Source organism: Gelidibacter algens, from assembly GCF_001678675.1.
Lineage (GTDB): Bacteria > Bacteroidota > Bacteroidia > Flavobacteriales > Flavobacteriaceae > Gelidibacter > Gelidibacter algens.
Genome location: NZ_LZRN01000093.1, coordinates 1 through 4433, shown reverse-complemented (window position 1 = coordinate 4433; position 4433 = coordinate 1). Strand labels below are relative to the sequence as shown.

At 30.6% G+C, this 4433-nt stretch carries 4 protein-coding genes; all 4 read left to right on the top strand.

From position 1 onward, the window contains the following. Positions 1 to 232 (top strand): hypothetical protein (locus A9996_RS20295; RefSeq protein ID WP_211272673.1); only part of this gene is annotated, 232 nt, incomplete at its 5' end. Next, positions 138 to 2978, top strand: coding sequence for a DarT ssDNA thymidine ADP-ribosyltransferase family protein (locus A9996_RS19040; RefSeq protein WP_066439071.1), 2841 nt, complete (start codon positions 138 to 140; stop codon positions 2976 to 2978). The genes A9996_RS20295 and A9996_RS19040, both read left to right, overlap by 95 nt. 4 nt (positions 2979 to 2982) lie before the next feature. Then, positions 2983 to 3681, top strand: coding sequence for a macro domain-containing protein (locus A9996_RS19035; RefSeq protein WP_066439069.1), 699 nt, complete (start codon positions 2983 to 2985; stop codon positions 3679 to 3681). Between the two features lie 15 nt (positions 3682 to 3696). Beyond that, positions 3697 to 4296, top strand: a complete 600-nt coding sequence (locus tag A9996_RS19030) for a hypothetical protein (RefSeq protein WP_066439067.1) — start codon at positions 3697 to 3699, stop codon at positions 4294 to 4296. The last annotated feature ends 137 nt before the right edge of the window (positions 4297 to 4433 follow it).

Here is a 4433-nt window from a genome sequence, read left to right as displayed (position 1 = left end):
CGTTACTACCCAAGAATATTATTTCACAAAAGAATTAGTAAGTGTACTTGATAATTTAGAAATAGTAGACTGGGAAACGGAAGTTTATAAAAAAGGATTTGACACAAATGAATATTTAGGTTGGAATTACGCTTTTTTTGAAGCATTTCAAAGAAAAAATCAAAACCGAAGAAGGGTTTACTTTTGTAAGTTCAAAATTACAGGATGCGAATTCAATCTTCCGATATCCTAATTTTAACTGGGATTGGGCGACTATCTCTCGTAACGATGCTATTACCAACAACACAAAATTCATATCCTATGTACTAAAAGTAGATACTGAAATATATCAAAAGCTTGATTGGAAGCGAATATTTATTAATCAGGAAGTTTCTTTTTGGAATGAGCACCTTGTTGAGATTAATCAAAAAATATTAAAGACTGACCATCCTGAATTTTTTACATTGATAACTGAGCACCAAGAATTTGATGATATACTTAATAAGCTAGAGTTTAATTGGGATTTCGATTATTTGTCCAAACATATACTAATTGATGAAATAATAAGCTCCCTAGAATATGAGAAAATCAGAAATATGTGGAATTGGGAAATAATCACACCACGCATTGAGAAACCTACGATATACAGTGAGATCGATAATCTAAAAAATTATGTAGACTGGCCGATTATCATTAACAAGCTTTTTGAAATTGAAACAGATTTAAGTTTAGAAACCAATTTAGAGCAAATAGCATTGAGCCTCGGAAATCTTACACAAGAGAAAAATGAAGCGGCTTGGATGGCTCTTACCAATCGATATCCAATAGAAACTCTATTCTCTTACATTGAAAGGACAAAAAACAAAGAGTTTTTTAATTGGAATTGGGAAGCAATATCTGCAAATAAACATTTGAAGGTTGATTTGGTTTCCATCAACAATTTAAAATCAAAGTTGAATTGGAATATATTTTCAGGAAATGAGGCCATTAATAAGATTTTTAATCCGGATGAAGAATGGTCAAATTTTAAAGAGTACATACAATATGTAAGGAAGTATCTAGATTATTTCTTACATAATTGGGACTGGAAGACACTCTCAACTAACAACTCCCTCAATTGGAACCGCTCTATTATTTCAAATTATATCAAGCAAGATTGGGACTGGGCGTTTTTAAGTGAGCACGGAAGATTTTTGAGAAAGTCAAAGAAAGATTCTGACGACTATTTAACGAGACTTTTGGCTCAATTCCCAAAAATAAATTTAGAGTTGGTTAGTTTTAGAACTGACATTGTTATTGATAACTCAACATTGGTCAATACTCAAAAATTAAATTGGAATTGGAAAGTTTTATCTAGCAATCCCATTGTTGAAATTGATGCAAATACGCTTATTCAATTACAGAGTAAGGATTGGGACTGGCAAGAATTATCTAATAGAACGGACTTAAAAATCTCTAACGAATTGATTATTGAATTAAAGAGCAAGTTTTGGGATTGGTCAAAATTGTCATCATCTCCTGAACTAAGATTTGATCAAGAGTTTCTAACTAATTTAATCGATAAGCCTTGGGATTGGCATCAATTGTCAAGACACCGTTCATTTATTCCGACTCAGTCACTACTACCGAAAATCAAAAGATTCGATTTAGATTGGGATAGTATATCCAAGCACCCAGATTTTTCGATAAATAGGGAAACCCTACTTAACTTCAATAAAAAATTAAATTGGCATAGTATCACAAGACATAACAATTTTGATATTGAGAATATTGACTTAATAGCTGAATTTAAAGAATACCTAGACTGGAAACACTTGAGTGAACACGATGATTTCTTTCTTAATCCTGTCATCTTGGAGAAGTTTGAAAATTATTTAGACTGGGAGTTGTTATCATCAAATACAGGCATTCAATTTAATGAAGATATAATCGACAAATTTGAGACTAACTGGAATTGGAATAAACTGAAATCTAATAATAAAGTGAAAGAATCTCTTGGTGGTTTTATTCAAAATAAATTTGATAAATCTCCTAAAATTAAATTTCTTTCAAAAATTGACCTACAGAGTTCTCATTACAAGAACTTTATTTATCATTTTACTCACATTGAAAATGCAATTGAGATTATAAGAAATAAAAAAATTCAAAGTAGAGATAAAGCTAATATATTAGGCGATGCAGCTGGAAATGTAGTTCACCTGCGTGGTGATGCCCACTCGTATGCCCGATTCTATTTTAGACCACATACACCAACTCAGTTTTACAATGAATTTTTAGGTACTAGGACAAATTCTGGCTACACAACAAAAGACGGAAATTGGGTTTCTTGGTATGAAAAATCAAGAGGTCTTAGTTTCCCTAAATGTCCTGTACCTATATTTTTCAAATTTTCACTAAAGGAAGTGGTTTACGATAAGAAGTTGATTAATTGTATTAGTAATGGAAATATGCAAACAAAATCTACCCGATTTGGTTCAATAAAAGAAATGGCCAATAACTTTGATTTTCAAAACTTGTATTATTTACCAGAAGCTTATGCAACAAAAACTGATTATCAAATTTACAGAGAATCATCACAACAAGAGTTTTTAGTGCAAAATGAATTGAATTTTGATGAATACAAAAATTTTGAAATTATTTGTGCAACTTATTTAGATAAAGCTCTGCTTGAAAAAATGCTTGGGAATGAATATCAAAAAATATTTTCAAAAATCATAGTGGATTCAGCATATTACAATTTTGATAATGCTAGAGTTGATGTAGATTTTAATGAAAATAATCTTACCGTAGATTCGGACTTTATGGGTGATGGGTTTTTCTCCATTGAGACAAATTCAAATATCGATAAATCCTTAATCACTAATGGTGATGTTATAAGCTTAGTAGGTTCTCAAATTCATTTTACATCTAATATTTCGCTATCTAATTTTAATGAGCCGTTCAAAATAAAATTTGTAGATGAATCCAAAAGGGAGTGGTTAATTTTCAAAACAGACTGATACAATGGCAATAACAAAAATTTCAGGAAATATATTTAATTCAAAAGCACAAACCATTGTTAACACTGTTAATTGTGTGGGTGTAATGGGTAAAGGTATTGCTCTAGTTTATAGACTTAGATATCCTGATATGTACAAACAATATAAAATTCATTGCGAAAATGGATTATTAAAGCCTGGAACGCTTTGGCTTTACAATAAAGAAACTAACGCTCCCGGAATTTTAAATTTCCCAACTAAAAATCATTGGAAATATCCTAGTAAAATAGAATGGATAAAAATGGGTTTACAGAAATTCGTTGAAACATATGAAGAAAAAGGAATTACTTCAATTGCATTTCCCTTGCTAGGAACTCACAATGGTGGTCTCTCTCAAATTGAAGTAACCAACTTGATGGACGAGTTTTTAAGTAATTGTAAGATTCCAATTGAAATTTATGATTATGATCCAAATGCCGAAGATGATTTATTCACAACATTCAGAACAAAATGGCTAACTCTTGACGAAAACAAGATAAAACTGGAGACCGGCATACAGCCACAATACGCTCGAAAAATTACAGAGATAATAAAATTAGGTGAGGTAAATTCAATGATTACTTTAGCAAACTATAAAGGGGTAGGAGAAAAAACATTGGAGAAAGCTTTTAGTTATGTATTAAATCATTCGAGTCCAAATCAAGGTGAACTTACCTTTTCTTAAATAATCTCAAACCAAATGAAAAGAACAAGCGATAAATTTATTAAAATGGACGGAAAGAATAGAATTGAAAATATTTGCACAAAGGTTCCTGCTTTCAATGAGTTATATGATGCTAGGGTACGTCACTATATAATAAAGGATCATACCTTAAATGTATACAACCAGTTTGAAAGGTATTTTCTTGAGGATTTTCCAAAACCAAAAATTGAAGAGTTTACGTTATTCTTGCTTTTACATGATATTGGAAAATCCATATCTTTCAAAAAAGGTAATCGACAAGATCAGTATAGTGATTCATTTAATGAAATAAGCAAATATAGTACTGATTTAAACATTTCGGCAGATAATTTATCCTTATATAAAGCTCTTTTGACCTCTAGTTCTATAGGAAAGTACATGGAGAATAAGATTTCTTTGGAGTATACATATACATTAATTACATCACAATGCGAAAGTGCAAAATTACACCTGAGAGATTTTTTTTATTTACTATCAGTGTACTATCAATGTGATGTTGCAAGTTATACAAAGGATGCAGGGGGACTTCACTATTTAGAACACTTATTTGAATACCAAAATGGTCTAAAGTTTACAATGGAAATACTAAATTATTAAAATTACAGCAGTATTTTTGTAAGAAAGATATAACCAGCTTTACACAAAGGTTGTTGAATCTTCTGAATCAAATAACCTCTGTTGATTTAATCGTAAGATCAAAATTATCGCAACAAGTTAAAGTGAAAATTACTTGG

What these genes read in the sequence shown, in the direction of transcription:
- A9996_RS19035 (WP_066439069.1), top strand. Translation starts at nt 2,983, where the DNA reads ATGGCAATAACAAAAATTTCAGGAAATATATTTAATTCAAAAGCACAA.
- A9996_RS19030 (WP_066439067.1), top strand. Translation starts at nt 3,697, where the DNA reads ATGAAAAGAACAAGCGATAAATTTATTAAAATGGACGGAAAGAATAGA.